A 15804-nucleotide genomic window follows, 5' to 3' on the forward strand; every position below is an offset into this window, starting at 1 on the left:
TCGCATACTTCACAGCCTTCCTAATAGCCTCAAGCATGCTTGTTTCATCAGCTATCCCCTTACCAGCAATATCGAAGGCCGTTCCATGATCCACAGACGTCCTTAAGAACGGTAAACCCAAGGTTAGGCTAACAGTCCTCCTAAAGTCATAAGTCTTAGCCGCAATATGGCCTTGGTCATGGTAAAGTGAAAGCACAATATCATAGTGCCCCTGAGCAGCAAGGTGGAAGACTGAGTCTGCTGGTATTGGGCCATAGGCATCAATACCGTATTTGGCCCTAGCCTCCTTAACCGCTGGGGCTATTTCATCAATCTCCTCCCTACCCAGTAAACCACCCTCACCTGCATGTGGGTTTAAGGCAGCAACAGCAATCCTCCCCCTCCTAACGCCGAGTGCCTTAAGTACCCTACTTGCATTAATGATACCGTTAAGCACATTAGGTGCCTTAATCTCCTTAATTGCATCAGCCAGGGGCATGTGCCTCGTCAGGAAGAGTATCCTCAGCTTCCTCACTTCAAAGACTGTTAATGATTCCTTGGATTTCGTTAAGGCTTGAAGTAACGTGGTGTGGTCTATGTAGCTTGAACCAGCCTTAATCCAAGCCTCCTTATTAATTGGTGCCGTAGCCAAGGCATCAACCTCATTAGCCAAGGCTAACTCAACACCCCTCCTAACACTCTCCAGTGAAACCCTACCGGCCTCCTCCTGAACCTTACCGAACTCAAAGGGGCCCCCTGGAATATCAATGAACCTAACCCCATTAAGAACATTATCACTAATCTTAAGTAACCCAAGAACCTTCTTAAAATGCTCCAAGTTACCTATTAATGTTAATTCAACCCCAGTACCACTCAACTTTAATAACGCCTTAGCTACTATTTCATAACCAATCCCAGCTGGGTCACCCAATGTAACACCAATCCTAGGCTCAGGCATAGAATTAAGTTAAATACTGGGACTTAATATACTTTGTACGCATTCATCCAACGTGTATTCACCAAATTTATAAATTAATGCATAATACCTAGCCTATCCTCCCAGCCGTAGACCCCACCTTCAGGCAATACGCATCTATTTACATATAGCCAGATTCAACAGTACTCTTAACCACCATTCATAAACTAAAACCCTGCCTAAACATTGCTCTTCCCCCACAATCTAATAGCTTAGATCCTGGTTCTCGGCTTCTATTTATTGATAAGCAATAGACGAAATCTACAGTGCATGGCATTGTTGAATACAAATACTCACTCATCAAGGCCTCTCTAAGAATACTTTAGGGGCATCCCGTAAGCTTTCTCATAATCATTTAAGAGTAAGCCTTCTTAAAATTACACTGCGATGCATCATCTTAAGCAGATATCTTGGCTAATTCAGGGACCCTACCCTTATCAATTAACCTAAATAGGTAGGCTGAACCCCATAGCATTACTCCAGCCACAACGTAACTTTGCCCTATTCCTATTGAGTTGGCTAAGTAGCCTGAGGCTAGGGAGCCTGTTAAGTACGCTGAGCCTGTAACCACATTGTAAACCCCAAGGCCCCTACCCTCCTTACCATTCCTAAGCCTCTCAAATACCATTACATTGGATGCTGTGTAGAATGTTGAGAAGGCTAGCCCAGCGGCCAGTGGATATAGGGTTAGGCCTGTGGCAATTAGGGTTACTGGTGTTGATGATGATAACCCTATTAGGGAGTAGGATAGGCCCCTTAGGATTAATGATCTTGAGGCGGCCTTAGCGTTACTGCCTAGCTTACTTATTATGCGCGGCGCCATCTTAAAGCCCAATATCTGAACCCCTAGGCCCATGGAGATTATGCCCATAACCCACGCCTTAGATAATCCACCCACCCTTAAGCCGTATGGGTAAAGTGTATTGAATATTCCTGATGAAATGTAGAATATTATGATTGCTAAATATAGTGTAATTAAGTTGCTTAACTCCATCACCTTATCCTTAATTGGCTTGGGTGGATCATTACTGGCATTAACCTTAACCACTTTCTGAGGCATGGTTAATGGTGTTAAGGCCACTGATGCAATGGATAATGCACTCATGGAGAGTATTATAAATTTAATGCTTAGGAACCCTGAAAGAACAGCTGCTGTTAAGTCGCCTATTAGGTAGCCTAGTGAACTAATGAAGTTTAGGCTTGAGTATGATTCACTCCACTTAGACCTACTTGAGTAACCTACAATAATCATACTTGCAGATACGCCCACCGCTGATGAGAATAATGAGGCCGCTGCATAGTAGAGGGCTATTTGAGGTATGCTTGATGTGTAAGCTAAAGCCAGCATGAAGGCCGTAGTCCCAAGGAAACCTAGGGTTAGGATCCTCCTACCACCATACTTATCCAGTAGGAACCCCCATATTAATGGCGCCGCCACACCGGCCGCTGAGCCAGCTGACATGGCGTAGCTAACGTCCACTGGAGTGCCATTTAGGGATACTATTTCAAGGGTTAGTAAAGTGCCCAGGGGCCCAATGGCGATACTATACGGCATTAGGGCCATCATCCAATTAATCCTCCGCCTAATTAACTGCCTCATTTACCTTCACCTTTAAACTAGGTATATTTAAACCAGACTACATAGTGGTTTAATTGAGTAAGTATTATTAAGGTTAACCCAACTTTAAGTATAATGCTGCTTGAGCTGAATGAGGATGGCTCATTCATGCTCAAGATTGAGGGGAGTGAATTAAGGGGGCACATTAAGGCTGTGGCCACTGGGGAGGATGTGGTTAAGGCCTCCTACTCTAACCAATCCTTTGTTGCAGCCAAGGTATTCCTACCTGAGGCAGTTGAGGAGGCTAAGAAGAGGAACGTTAAATTAATAAACATTGAGGATGTTGCCGAACCATTAGCCGCACTAATGATAAGCCTGTTATCCTACAGGAGGGCGGACTTATTGATAAGGGTATTCAACGCAATACTACCACCCCAGGTGGCTAGGCATTACTCATATAATGAGTATAAGGATCTATTAACTAGTAAAGTGAATGAGGCATCATTCACCACGAGCATTGAGATGCCGAGTAAGGTTGCATCACTACTCTTCGAGGACCTTAATGAATTACTGGCGGAACTATCAGCCAAGATGAGTAGGCTGAAGGGGGTTGACGTGGAGTTCACGGTTAAGAAGAGTGGTGGAAGCTATAATTTAAGCTTCAGCTTCAGTACTGAATTAAGGGTCTTAACCTAACGCGCATTAAGGGCTATACATCAGCTAACGCCAGCTCATTAATAATTAATAATCAATTAATATATCGTTAACTTAAGAGTGGTTAGGGCCCGCATTACCGCTCCTTAAGGACATCAACCTGAAGCTAGCCAACCCGCATTACATCAACATCCTAGCCTTAAAGATTCACTTACGGCTCTAAGAATACTCTGACCTCCTCCCGCCCTGAAGAGCGAGGCTTTCAGTTGTTACTTGTAATGAAGTATGAAACTTATGAGCCTTCCTTAAAGGGTGAAGCTTTTAGTTGCGAAATAATCAACATTACTTGAAATTCATTATCAAGGCTGCATCCTTCTTTTCTCCTCATATAGCCTCTTAGCGTAATCAAGCACCTCCTCAGCCATTTTAAGTGATTGTTGAGCATCATAGTCTGAGTAGAGCATTTCTGGAGGCGTATTTGATTCTTCATCACCATACATGGCCAGTTCCCTCTCCTTCCTTAATGACCTCGAGTAAGATGCAAAAATATCTACTTTCTCCCTGAACCATTGGGGAAACTTATCCATATTAATCTTCAATACGGGCCTACGTCATGGAATTTCGGTGATTCTACATTAATCAGCCTAAGGCAAGCCTTTAAGGCTAATTCAACAACTTCCTGGCAAAGCCTAACCACAATATTATACTTCTTCCTCTCATACTCAAGCCTGGCTAAATTAAGCCTCTCCTCAGCTTGTAAAATGAGAGTGCTAGTGCATCAAAGGTCAACAGTATCACCGAATTTGGAATCCTTCCTCAGGACCCAGTACCACCTCTTACCAATCCAAACTCTTTCAGCCCCCAACTCCCTAAGCCTCCCCTTAAGCCTATCCAACACTCTAGTGAAGAAATTATCCTTATCGTAAAGTATTACTGCATCATACACCATGTCGAGGTAAAGGGGTGAGAACCTCTCAGCCTCCTCTGGAGTCTTTAGTATAGGGGATAGTGAGATATAGTAACCCCTACTCCAGTATTCATTAAGGTTCAACTTATCCTCAACCTTAGTTTCAAAAAGCCTAATCCTCTTTAACATACTGTCCTTAGGCAGATTCCTTACGACTACTAGGAGGTCTACATCGCTGTCATTTCTATTATCCCCCCTTGCAACACTCCCATAAACCACCACTGAGACAAGGTCCTCACTGAACTCCCCCTTCATTATCTCCACCATTTTGTTAAGCAATGAGGCATAAGGCTCCTTCATCACATGAATAAACTAATTCTGGAAGTCTAAAAACATGTCGCTTCCAATTAATTACCTTTAAATGGCCTACTTTTAATGTATAATTGATCTTAGTTACAATCATTGAAATCCGTAATCTAACCCCCTTCCCCGCCATGAATGGCGGGTTTCCCCGAGGCCTCAAGGATTACACCCCTTTACGGGTGCTACTCCGTTATGGAATACAAAATATGATGATGGCTTCTTCACGCTTCCAACAATAATATTCGTGGCTATTTTAAGTATGTTTAATGCACCATTGAGGCCACTGCATAGCTTGTGGCCGAGGGGCATGTTATAACCCCATGCATGCTTACATTAATTGGCCTTAAATCCACATGGCTGATTCATAGGCATTAGGATATGTAGTGTAAGCGAGCCCTCCACCATTCAGTGAAAGCCCCCAGTAACCACAGTACCATTAACGTTGAGTCAGTTGGTGCCAGCTGACTCAAGTAAGCTCAGGCCTGGCTCTAACTAAATAAGGTAAATAGTATGCTACGGTTACTAAGTTATTATATGTAGCCAATATGGTGGTATGTATTATAGTGTGTTGAGGATTTTAGGTACTTAGCTTATGTTCTTCTAATTATTATTGCGTTAAAGTTACCTAGATCCTTTACCTCAACCGGCTTAAATAATTCACTATTGAAGTACCTTAGAACCTCCTCAGGCTTCATCCTAATCCATGGTGGTGGGCCAGGTATTGTTAAGCCTGGCTTTGATTCAATTACTATGGCTAAGCCACCTGGCTTAAGTATCCTACCTATTTCTGAAGCCACCTTAGCCTTATCCTCCATGTCGTGGAATGAATTAACCATTATTACTAAATCCACAGTACCTGAGGGTATTGATGTTGATGATGCGTCCTCATTTAGGAAGATGGCCCTCTCATCCTTAACGTAATCCTTAGCCATCCTAATGGCGTAGCCATCAACATCAACGCAATACACCCTACCAGCCTTACTAAGCAATATGGGGCAGAACCTACCTGAACCGCATCCTAAATCAGCAGCCACACCATTCTGCGGTATGTTACTTACTATTAATTTAGCAACCTCATCGCTGATGTAGCCATGATGCATGTAGTGGTGCATCCTCCTCATGGGTAATACTCGATATCGCCAGTATTTAAATCCTCCACTGGAATTATCCCTTAAGGTCAGCGTAACCGTATATCCTGGGCGTCTTGGGCCTTGCATTAACGTTAATTATTAACGCCCTGCAATTGGTGGGTAACTTATCCTTGAGGCTTATTACTGAACCATTAATCTTACCCATGGCCCTTACACCGCAGGCTATTACATGGACTAGTTCAGCATCATGAGCGTACTTAAGCTTCACGTAATCCTTAACCTCACTGGTTAACTTAATTCCAGGTTTAATTAAGGCTTGAATACCCTCAATTTCCTCAAGCCTAGCATTCCTTAATGCTAACCCAACTCTAGTACCAGGTAGTACTGAGTCCTGGTCCTCATCGAGGACTTGAATACTCCTAACCTCAACTTCCTTACCCATTGGTAATGCCATCAATTTATCATGAACACTCACCTGCGTTAATGCGAAACCCAGAACCACTAGGCCAACGCCCTTAACATTAAAGGCCCTATCCACGTAAACTACCCCAACATCCTCGGCATCAGCATTAACCTCAGTGAACTCTGAGACATAATTACTTATCCTTAATTCCCTGAAAATTCTCCTGAAGCTGTCGGCATTATTGGGCAATACCACACCCCTTAACCCTGAAGCCTCGGCTAGTAGGGCTAATTCCCCATCAATCCAAGTTAATTCACCGGGTACCTTAAGGTAAAAGGCTGTTGATATGGATAATGCCACCGCCTCATCAATAATCCTATTAACTGGCGGTACTAGAATTGACTTAACTAAATCATCCCTCTTCCTATAGTAAATACGCTCCTCACTCCTCTTACCCATCAACTCAGCTAACTTAATCGCCTCAGCCTCATTGGATGAAAGCACAGTAATTATAGTGCCCTTAATCATAAGTCAACAGCAGTCCCTTAAACAATTAAATACTTTTACACTGCATGCATTAAGCCCATAATCAATGAGGCTTAGAGGTTAACTGGCTTGTCGCATATTTAAATAAGTTAGGTGAATTGCTTGATTTAGGATGGGTAAGTGTATTGTTCAAGTTGATAGGAGGAGGTTTAAGTTGGGGGAGGTGGTTTACATTATGTTAACTAACGTTGGTGAGAAGGCGCTCTACATTGGTTCATGGCAAGTATTGGACTCATCATCAAGGGTGGTGTTCAACATGGAGCCTCCTCAAACTTTAATCCCACCATCATCCTCAATAATGGTGGCTTGGTTTCAAATAAATAATGGTGGCGCCCAGGTTAAAAGCGGTAAATACGAGGTTGTTTGGAGGCCTAAGGATGAGGATGGTAATGAATACTCCTGTAGCACTCAAATCGAAGTAACGTAACTACACGACTTAATTGCTTAAACATCAGCATTACTTTAAATTAAATACTACTTTAAAGCTACTATATAAGATTTTTACACCACTGCCAGCCACTAAACTATGGGTAAGGCAGTACTAATGCTGGCACTACCAATAATAGTTGGCTTACTCAAGGATGATTACGCTAAATTAGTTAAGGGTGATGTGGGCTTTAATGATTCAAGGGGCTTCATTAATGAGTTATGTAAATCCCTCAATCTCTGCAGCTGGCCTAAACTAATTGTAATTGAGACTGCGGTATACCCAATTAGCCAAATCCTAGACCTACCTGTGAAGAACCTTGAGGACATATTCCTTGGGATGGCTGCAATGGGTGAGGTATTATCAAGGGAGGCTAAGGTTAGGGTGATTACCATAACTAGGAGTGGCGGTTTTAGGGAGAATGAATACTCTAAAATTGTACCGATGCCTCAATGGCCTAAACACCCTGGGGAAGGTATCTTCGTCATAATGGGTATACTACCCGTAAGCATAATGGGTAATGCGAACATGATGCTTAACTGGTATGAGGGCATGGTTAATGAGTTTAAGGGGAAGGATGTGGCTAAGTTAAGTAGGGAATTCATGAACATGTATAAGCTCACTAATGAAAGCATAGTTTTCCTGCTCCCACCAATAGCTAATGTGGATGCAGGTGAGTTAAGGAGCATGATTATTAATGATGCATTATTAATGTATGACGAGCTGGAGGGGCATATTAAGCGTTATGGCGTTAAGGTAAGGACTTATCGGATTTAGGGTTAAATTAATAGTGGTTCCTATAATTAATATTGGGCTTTAGGTTTGGCTTTAGGATCCTGGCTTAAGTAGGGTTATTGCACCCCTACTGCATGCACTTACGCATATTCCACACCCAATGCATTCATCAGCCCTAATCCTTGGGTAGCCTTGCTCATCGGTGGTTATTGCACTGCATTTAAGTGTAAAACAGTCACCACATAGGTCACATAGGTTACGGTTAACAGTAGCCTTTAATTCACTCCTAAATCCACTAAGCCTAATCCAGGCTACATTACCATTATTTAATGTACTTGTTATTAGTTGGCATACCTTATCAAGCTCCATACCTCCATTAACCTCAATTATACTCGCATTTGCTGGGGGTGGGCATTGGTCATCAATAATCACAAGTACGCCTCCGCCCACATCATCATATGTATCACATGATGTCACTATGGATACTTTATTACCGTATGAGTAATCCCCAATACCCTTAATTAAGGCTAGGGGATTAATGTGTACTGCATCGGCAACATCATTAATGTTCCTAGGCATGAAGTAGGTGGGGTTGGGATTATAGTCAGGCCTCATTACAGTGTCACTCCACCTAATTAGGTATGGTGAGGAGACAACTATGGGTACGTTACCAAGCCTACCCTCTCTACTTAATTTAAGTAGGCAGAACCTTATTAATGCGGCTGGGTCAATGGGGCTATTGTCAATAATCCTCCAGGCATCCCTTATTATTGAGTCAAACCTAGCCTTAGAATCCTTAAACTCAACGCTTGGGTTAACTTCCCTAATTAAATTAACCATGAAGGGCCTAGCCTCCTCAACAGCCTTAACCCCCGAGAGCTCATTAACGGGTAGTGGATTAATGTAGAGGCTCCTTGATGCTGATGAATCAGCTGGCAGGTAACCTTCAACTAATATGTCGCCACCCCTCACATGCTCCCTAGCTCTACTTAAAGCTAACTTAACCCACTCATCACTAATACCCCATTGTTCAGGCAACCTCCACCTATTCCCAACACCCCAATTCCTATTGAACACAGGCCTATTACCCAGTACCTTAACCTCATTAATCCTTACGCAAAGTGCCCTTGAGAGGAGTGGATTAAGCCTAATGACGTAGGGCTTCTCAATGACTGAACTATATTGAAGGGCTTCATTCAACGCTGTGCTTAAGCTATCTTCATCCCAAGGCTCAAGGCACGGTAGGTTAATTAACCGGCAGAGTGGCCTAATGTCCCATAGGTCAATGACAGTAATGGCCATTGAACCCCTCACTGAGGCTACAGTTAACTCACCGAGGTGCCTAATGAAGCCGTAAGTGTCCAGTATTGTTAATGAGTCTTGAGCAGTCATTGACATTCCCTGGGCTACGGCTATAGGGTCATGTACTGGGCCTCCGCATGATCCAGCAAGCCTATTAACAATTGGTGACCTTTGAAGTATAGCCTTCACTTGAACATTACTTAACACGGTTTAATAAGAATACTGCTGGTCGGCCCGCCGGGATTTGAACCCGGGACCCCCCGGTTTCCGGCCACGGGGATTTACTGCATATTGTCCCCCGTGGGGCTGACTACAGCCGGGTGCTCTGCCGCTGAGCTACGGGCCGCTTCACTAAACTTGATTCATAAGTATTTTTTAAGTTTTTCTCGCGATTAGGTAATTAAGGCTACGTTAATGGGAATTGCTGTAATGCCGCGCTTATCGGGTATTTAATATTCATGGCTCCTGATGCTTAAGGCATTGGCTCTCCACAGCGTCATTACTTTAATACAAATATTTATATATTGGCTCACTCCAGCTAATGTTCCATGGGTGTGGTCACTGAGAAGCTTGAGGGTGTTGAAGAGATTACTGGTAAGGGTGGTGTTAAGTTCATTATTAAGGAATTTGACATGAGTGACTTAGAGGATGTAGTGAGGATTAATAGGGCTGTTTTACCTGAGAATTACCCATCATACTTCTTCGTTGAGCACCACTTATCATTCCCCAAAGCCTTCATTGTAGCTAAGGTTAATGGCGAGACCGCTGGTTACGTAATGAGTAGGGTTGAGTTCGGTTGGTCCAATTTAAGGAGGGGGAGCATTGTTAGGAAGGGGCACATTGTGTCCATTGGCGTGTTACCCCAGTATAGGAGGATTGGGGTTGGGTATAATTTAATGGTTAGGTCAATGAGGGCCATGAAGCACTTCTACAAGGCCAGTGAGGTTTACCTTGAGGTTAGGGTTTCCAATAAGCCAGCCATTAGCCTATACGAGAAGTTGGGTTACGTTACCGTGGATGTAATTAAGGGTTATTACCATGATGGTGAGGACGCCTACATTATGGCAGCCTACCTCGATAAGTACTAGGCCTAATTGATGGTTAATTCACTGGTTAACTCATGTGGGTCATATATTTTAGAGTAGGTGAAAACCCCCTTTAGGTAGGTTGAGACGTAGACCTTACCTACACTGCAGTCGCCGTAGTTTACAGTGAATGGTATTATTAACACCGCCCTATTCACATTACTCCTCCTCAACTCCTGCTCAATGGAGTCCACAAGCTCCCTTAAGCCAGGCGTGTAGTTGGCTTGGTTAAACTCAATAATCCTGCTTACTACAGGAACCTTATCACCACCATTTGGGTGCATTAGGAATATGCCCTCACTACTAATTACTGGTGAGTACCCTAACCTAGGTAGGTCAAGGTAATCGAATAATTTAAATGACAGTAGCCTACTGAGTATGTAGTATGTTAGGTAATTACTGCAGCATCCGCACACTAGTTTACTGCATTTACTGCGTAGGAATTCATTAACTGACTCAATGCAGTTGATTAATCCCCCACTTATCATGAAGTCAAGCAACTGCATGGTGTAATTCAATTCATCCCTCCTCCTCAACCCAATGGCCCTCAATGACTCTGGGTTACCTGGCTTATAATTAACCAGCATGCTCCTTAACATGCAGTTACCGTAGGCCATCTTCATCATTAACCTAGCACACTCAGTGAGTAGGCCCTTCCTGAATAATTCCCCAATCTTAACAGCATCCTCAGTTAACTCCCCATTATTAACTAAGCCCAGGGCCTGTAAGGTTGGTTCAATAACCCTAACGTTGGATTCACTTAAGCCATTAGCCTTCAGGTAATTCAATAAAACCTCCTTAACTCCCCTAATGCCCTTATCCGAGGCGTAGGCTAATATGCCTAGTATTCTCATTAAAGGTACCCTAATGTACCATGAACTGCGGATGCACTCGTTATTATTCACCATACTCTTAATGTAGGCTAATGCATCATCAATGCTCCTAAACATCGCCTTCCCATCCTCACTCACAACCGTTACCTCATTCTCAGACACCAGTAGCTCTATCTTCATTGCCGTGTGGTTAAGGGTTAATCACGTTAAAATAGGTTTCAGATAAAATTACTTAATTAAGAACCATCAAATGAACCATTCCCTGAAGGTGTTAACGTTATCTGGATCATAGGCGGGTATAATTACTTTACTCCTAGCCCTCAAGTACTCGTAGGCGTTTAGGCACTCATAAATATCCTCAGCTATACCTATGGGTATGTTCTCCCTAATGTTCCTAAGCGTGAAGGCTGAATCAGTTAGGCTTACTACATAATCCTTAGTGTTAATCATCACTGCCATTGAACTCCTATGATGGCATCCAGTCCATTTAACCCTAACACCATCAACAACCTCATCCTCATCATTAAGAAGCATTATCCTACCCCAAGCCTCCTCAAATAAGTAATCCCTAACGTACTTAGGTAGGTAAACATCCCTGTTTAGGAATGGTGATGGCTTTGGGTTAACAACATCCTCAAACCACCCCTTCCTTGAGAAGTATATCTTAGCCTTCTTAAATAAGTCCAAACCACCCACAGTGTAGTCTTGCACTGGGGTTATTATGATGTGTGCAATGTCATCTGGCGTTAAATTAAGCCTCTTCAATATGTTCTCAATCCTCTCATTATCCTGGACCGTGAACCTGCACCTATCGCTACCCGCCCATTCCCTTAGGAACCGATTCCTAAGTGTTAAATCCCTAACTAAGCCGGTGCCCACTAGGACGTAGCCATCATCAGTGTCAATTATCATTGTGTAGAAGCTTAACCTAACCCACTTATCGAAATCCCTCATCCAATACACTTCAGGTCCAGGAACTTCCCCATGATCCCCAACCTTAGCCAACCAGAACCTCCTAATCACTTTAACCACCCCATGGTGTTATTACGAACCTTCCCAGTACCTTACCTTCACTTAATTTAACTAAGGCATCATTAACATCATCCTCACTTAACGGTATCTTCTCAACATAGGACTTCACGCCATGATCCTTAATAAACCTAACCATCTCCTCCATCTCATTAATACTACCGTAATTACTCCCAATAACCGCATACTGCCAAGCCACTGTATCAAAGACTGGTATTGTGTAAGCCTTACCCTCCATGCCCACTAGCACTACTACACCACCTGGTTCAAGTAATGGTATTGCCCCAGCTGACTCCTCATTACCAACAAAGTCAAGGAGCGCTGAGGCACCATCAGTACTAGCGCTCTTAACAATTCTGCCTAATTCACTTGGGTGAACCGCATAATGCGCACCTAATTCCTCAGCCCACTTAAGCTTCTCATCACTCCTCGATACTGCCACTACAGTTACGTAGGGGGTCATCTTCCTAAGGTACTGCACCGCATATGAGGCTAACCCACCCATACCATAAACCACTACTAGTGAGCCTGGGTAAAGGTATGGTATAGCCTTCTTAACCGCTGAGTATGAGGTTAAGCCTGCGTCTGCTAATGGAGCTGCCTCAACGGGATCAATATCTATTTTCACCAAATACCTGTAATCAGGTACATAAAGATACTCTGCGTATCCACCGTAGTAGTTTGACTGCCCTGGTATGCTTTGATCCCTACACTGCATGCACTTACCCATCCTACAGTATCTGCAGCCTGGGTCAGCCCAAATGGCGTAGACGAGCACCTTATCCCCTGGCTTAAGCCCCTTAACCTTACCCCCAACCTCCTCCACTACGCCTGCATTCTCATGGCCTAGGACGAAGGGTAGCTTAAAGCCCTCCCTAGGCTCCACGCCTCTCCATAACCTAACATCAGTCTTACACATTCCAGCCCCAATAACCCTAATTAACACTGATTCATCGTTACCAGGCTCCTTAACATCAATAGTCTCAAGCTTAAGCCTCCCACTGAACTCCCTTAGGATTAAGGCCCTAGCTCTCATTAGTGTACTGGCATTAACTTAATTTTAAAGTAATTAACCTAACAGGTTAGTTTAAGCTAATAATTAATTAACCACCTATCATTGAGTGTTACCTCACCTGTACGTGGGTTAATGCTATATGAGTGGTATTCACCATTATTAAGCGGCTCACAGTTAGTTAAGCCGCGTGGCCTATAGTAATCTATTATTGTTGATGATGCGTAGAGGCTCGACTCCCCAACCCTGCACAAGTAAAGCCTATAATAATCATCACGCTCCTTATCCTTACCATCATTAAGCCTAGCATGGTAACTACCCACCGTGACCTGCACTACATCCTGTTTAACCAGCATTATGCCTAAGTTAGCTCCAGTCCTCATGAAGCCCAGCAACCACCTTAAGTCATCAATAGTAATACTGCCTGAAATCCTCCTTGCCAACGCTAAATTAGCCGCAAAGGTATCATTGTACTTAGCCTCAACCCACTCACCTAAGCCAAGTAGCTTAATGAGCTCCTCCTTCTTAAATGAACCATTGTGAATCATGTAAATTTCATCACCAGTATTAGTTACTGCGTGAACTGGGTGGGTGGAGAAGAGGTTAATTGGTGTTCCTGTGCTGGCTGCCCTTGCATGAATCATTTCAATGAACACCCCGTTAACATTCATTAAGCTACTTAATGAGGTGTTGAGTAATGGGTCTGAGTATATTGGATTAACACTCTTATGTATTGTTAATGATGGTTCATTGTTCAGCACACCTACTAGTGTTACCTTACCCCAACCGTCACTATGCTTGGCTTCACCATATAATCTACTACCGTATGGGTCATTTGACGCAGCCTTAATTAAACCATTAACTATATCCTCATACTGGTTAATGAAGTCAACCGCATGCCCTATCATTACCAGCATCCTACACATTAACTTGGATTAAGGGGTTTTACGTTAAAAATAATTCGCGGGATTGCATTAATGCGGAGGATAGAACGCAGACATTATTAGGTTAAGATTACGTTCACTTACCTTTTAGGTAATTCAGTAATCCACCCTTAAGCAGTATTTCAAGAGCCACACCTGTTATTGGCTTAGCCTTAATAACCCTTGAACCATTTATAGTAATCTCCCCAGTATCAACAATGACGCGTACGTTGTCGCCATCATTAACCATCTTACTTATGCCGGGTACAGTTAAGACTGGGAGTCCATTGTTTATTGCGTTCCTGTAGAATATTCTAGCGAAGTACTCAGCCAACACTGCCTTAACTCCAGCCGCCTTAAGTGCTATCGCTGCCTGCTCCCTGCTTGAACCCATACCAAAGGCCCTCCCACCAACAAGTATTACACCATTCTTAGCCTTCTCATAGAAGTTGGGGTCAAGGGGCTCCATGGCATGCTTACCCAGTATTGATGGATCAGTGTAAACTAGGTACTTGGCTGGGATTATTACGTCAGTGTCAATATTATCCCCAACCTTAATAACCTTACCCTCCACGACTAATTGAGGCATAGTAACCCAGCTACCTTACTCATTTTAAACTTAACCTAAATAGCCGCCGATGATTAATATAGACCCCAACCCACACTCTACAGGGAATTCAACACCAAGACTTACCCACATTACTAAGCCAGTAACTATACCTACCCCTATGAATTATACCTACAGCATTTAATGTACTGAATTCCCCTCCTAGAAGTAGTGGAGGTCAATCTTTAATCCCTTATGGAGTCCTTTATTAACTAATTATGCATTCACAATGCTTGGGTATGAGCGACTTATATTAATGTGGAGTAACTTTAATCTAAGCCTGAATATTCTTTAAGCCATTAATTAAAATTCCAATAAATGCCGCTTTATGCACTTGTGGAAATATCGTGAATATTCTATCTCAATGAACAATGCAATAATGCATAACCCCATGATACTCAGTTACATATGATCCAGGAATATGATGAAGTGTATATCCTTGAATTCCTAAGAAGTACCATAGTATTATTGCTAGTCAGCCAAACTTACCACCTACATTCATTTAAGGTATTTTAATATTCAGGTAGGTTAAACTCCCAGCAAGTACCTTAACAACCTCCCCAGCTGCCTTATACGCCTTTAGACCACTGAGTAATGTTACCCTTCCAAGGTACTCCTTGGCCTTCAGGGAATTCCTCCACTAGCCTCATCTCCATTCTTTCCCTTAAATCTTATACCCCTCCCCCTGGCTCATATGATTCTCCACTAAAGGATATTTTATTAGATTTAGAAGAATACTCTTAAGTCAGCATTAAGGCACTATGAGGAGGCTAGGTCATAGGCGTGCTAGAACCTCCTTAGTAAATTCATCAGTGGTTAAACCACCACCTAGGTCTGGAGTTAACTTACCACTACTTAATGCATCCAGTACACTGCGTTCAATGACTTCACCGGCAGTTACGTAGCTTCCACTATTCGTCCTACTACCCCACCATTTAAGCATCCAGGATATGCAGAGTATTGTGGCTGTTGGATTCGCAATACCCTTACCGGCTATGTCGAATGCTGCACCGTGGACCGGCTCAAACATTGCCTTTGAATCACCCATATTTGCTGATGGGGCCAGGCCTATGCTGCCGGTTACGTAGGCTGCTATATCGCTTAGTATGTCGCCATAGAGGTTGGTGGTTAGGACTATGTCGAAGTCCTGGGGCCTCCTAACCATATCCATTACCGCGGAGTCTATGTACATTTCATTAACTGTAACGCCAGGATACTTTGATGCAACCTCCCTGGCCACTGCCCTGAATAAGCCATCTGTTACGCTTAGTACGTTAGCCTTATGAACGATAGTTACCTTACCCCTCCTTGCCTTAGCCATTTCGAAGGCAACCTTAGCAATCCTCTCACTGGCCCTCCTTGAAATAACCCTTA

Annotated in this window: 16 protein-coding genes, 1 tRNA gene and 1 pseudogene; 4 read left to right on the top strand and 14 right to left on the bottom strand. The window is 43.2% G+C overall.

Annotated features, from left to right (window positions below; translation table 11 throughout):
• Together pdxA and BP896_RS00280 are read right to left on the bottom strand one after the other, a co-directional pair.
• Positions 1–937 (bottom strand): 4-hydroxythreonine-4-phosphate dehydrogenase PdxA (gene pdxA, locus BP896_RS00275; RefSeq protein WP_291764503.1); only part of this gene is annotated, 937 nt, incomplete at its 3' end.
• A 415-nt stretch (positions 938–1352) separates the two neighbouring features.
• Positions 1353–2555: an MFS transporter gene (locus tag BP896_RS00280; RefSeq protein ID WP_291764504.1), complete on the bottom strand. Its 1203-nt coding sequence runs from the start codon at positions 2553–2555 to the stop codon at positions 1353–1355.
• Between the two features lie 93 nt (positions 2556–2648).
• Between BP896_RS00280 and BP896_RS00285 the strand changes: the two genes are divergently transcribed.
• Complete coding sequence (locus tag BP896_RS00285) at positions 2649–3209, top strand: hypothetical protein (protein WP_291764505.1); 561 nt, start codon at positions 2649–2651, stop codon at positions 3207–3209.
• Positions 3210–3526: 317 nt separating this feature from the next.
• Here BP896_RS00285 and BP896_RS09855 read toward each other — a convergent pair.
• The 4 genes and pseudogenes from BP896_RS09855 to BP896_RS00310 form a co-directional block, all read right to left on the bottom strand.
• A pseudogene (locus BP896_RS09855) lies at positions 3527–3930 on the bottom strand (HEPN domain-containing protein).
• A gap of 15 nt (positions 3931–3945) precedes the next feature.
• A complete protein-coding gene (locus tag BP896_RS00300; RefSeq protein ID WP_291764546.1) occupies positions 3946–4434 on the bottom strand; it encodes a nucleotidyltransferase domain-containing protein in 489 nt (162 codons plus the stop codon).
• 593 nt (positions 4435–5027) lie between these two features.
• Positions 5028–5558: a class I SAM-dependent methyltransferase gene (locus tag BP896_RS00305; protein WP_291764507.1), complete on the bottom strand. Its 531-nt coding sequence runs from the start codon at positions 5556–5558 to the stop codon at positions 5028–5030.
• A 43-nt stretch (positions 5559–5601) separates the two neighbouring features.
• Positions 5602–6459 carry a translation elongation factor gene (locus tag BP896_RS00310; RefSeq protein ID WP_291764508.1) on the bottom strand — a complete coding sequence of 286 codons (858 nt, stop codon included), beginning with the start codon at positions 6457–6459 and terminating at the stop codon, positions 5602–5604.
• Between the two features lie 130 nt (positions 6460–6589).
• On the opposite strand from BP896_RS00310, the gene BP896_RS00315 reads away from it, so the two are divergent.
• Positions 6590–6904 carry a hypothetical protein gene (locus BP896_RS00315; protein WP_291764509.1) on the top strand — a complete coding sequence of 105 codons (315 nt, stop codon included), beginning with the start codon at positions 6590–6592 and terminating at the stop codon, positions 6902–6904.
• Positions 6905–7003: 99 nt separating this feature from the next.
• Positions 7004–7681: a hypothetical protein gene (locus BP896_RS00320; protein WP_291764510.1), complete on the top strand. Its 678-nt coding sequence runs from the start codon at positions 7004–7006 to the stop codon at positions 7679–7681.
• A gap of 51 nt (positions 7682–7732) precedes the next feature.
• Here the strand turns inward: BP896_RS00320 and BP896_RS00325 are convergent, their stop codons facing one another.
• A complete protein-coding gene (locus BP896_RS00325) occupies positions 7733–9130 on the bottom strand; it encodes a 4Fe-4S binding protein (RefSeq protein ID WP_291764511.1) in 1398 nt (465 codons plus the stop codon).
• A 37-nt stretch (positions 9131–9167) separates the two neighbouring features.
• Positions 9168–9287 (bottom strand) — tRNA-Tyr (locus tag BP896_RS00330).
• A 202-nt stretch (positions 9288–9489) separates the two neighbouring features.
• On the opposite strand from BP896_RS00330, the gene rimI reads away from it, so the two are divergent.
• Positions 9490–10029, top strand: coding sequence for a ribosomal protein S18-alanine N-acetyltransferase (gene rimI, locus BP896_RS00335; RefSeq protein WP_291764513.1), 540 nt, complete (start codon positions 9490–9492; stop codon positions 10027–10029).
• A 2-nt stretch (positions 10030–10031) separates the two neighbouring features.
• Here rimI and BP896_RS00340 read toward each other — a convergent pair whose 3' ends face one another.
• The 6 genes from BP896_RS00340 to BP896_RS00365 all read right to left on the bottom strand — a co-directional run.
• Positions 10032–11039: a hypothetical protein gene (locus BP896_RS00340; RefSeq protein ID WP_291764515.1), complete on the bottom strand. Its 1008-nt coding sequence runs from the start codon at positions 11037–11039 to the stop codon at positions 10032–10034.
• Positions 11040–11105: 66 nt separating this feature from the next.
• Positions 11106–11882 carry a Zn-dependent hydrolase gene (locus BP896_RS00345; protein WP_291764516.1) on the bottom strand — a complete coding sequence of 259 codons (777 nt, stop codon included), beginning with the start codon at positions 11880–11882 and terminating at the stop codon, positions 11106–11108.
• A gap of 1 nt (position 11883) precedes the next feature.
• A complete protein-coding gene (locus BP896_RS00350) occupies positions 11884–12924 on the bottom strand; it encodes an NAD(P)-dependent alcohol dehydrogenase (RefSeq protein ID WP_291764517.1) in 1041 nt (346 codons plus the stop codon).
• Positions 12925–12980: 56 nt separating this feature from the next.
• On the bottom strand, positions 12981–13826 hold the full coding sequence (locus tag BP896_RS00355; protein ID WP_291764518.1) for a class II glutamine amidotransferase: 846 nt from the start codon (positions 13824–13826) through the stop codon (positions 12981–12983).
• 94 nt (positions 13827–13920) lie between these two features.
• Entirely contained in the window at positions 13921–14412 is a 492-nt protein-coding gene (locus tag BP896_RS00360; protein WP_291764519.1) for a 3-isopropylmalate dehydratase small subunit, read from the bottom strand.
• A gap of 793 nt (positions 14413–15205) precedes the next feature.
• On the bottom strand, positions 15206–15804 hold a 599-nt coding region (locus tag BP896_RS00365; RefSeq protein WP_291764521.1), incomplete at its 5' end, for an isocitrate/isopropylmalate family dehydrogenase.

Origin of the sequence: Caldivirga sp. UBA161, from assembly GCF_002506515.1 — an archaeon.
Classification (GTDB): domain Archaea; phylum Thermoproteota; class Thermoprotei; order Thermoproteales; family Thermocladiaceae; genus Caldivirga.